General features: G+C 62.6%; 1 pseudogene. It reads right to left on the reverse strand.

From position 1 onward, the window contains the following. Positions 1-254, reverse strand: a pseudogene (locus DM807_RS28245) (T6SS effector BTH_I2691 family protein); the annotation flags it as partial.

The following is a 254-nucleotide window of genomic DNA, read 5'->3' on the forward strand; positions in this document are numbered from 1 at the left end:
TTATCGCTGGCGCCGAGCAAACTGCCGATCGCGTCGGCCTTGTCCTTGAATGGGTTGAACGGTGCCAGGGCGGTGTAGAGCGGGCTGTCGTGTTGATCGAGCCACTGTTCGAGACGTTTGAAGCGCCGATCCTGTTCCTCGGTGCCAGGGGCCGGCTGGCCCATCGGCTGAATCAGCAACGCCAAGGATATTTCCAGCCCGCGGGCGGAAGTGATTTCGTCACGGTCGTAACAGGCCAAGGCGGCGGCCAGGCT

Origin of the sequence: Pseudomonas hunanensis (assembly GCF_013393325.1) — a bacterium.
Lineage (GTDB): Bacteria > Pseudomonadota > Gammaproteobacteria > Pseudomonadales > Pseudomonadaceae > Aquipseudomonas > Aquipseudomonas putida_P.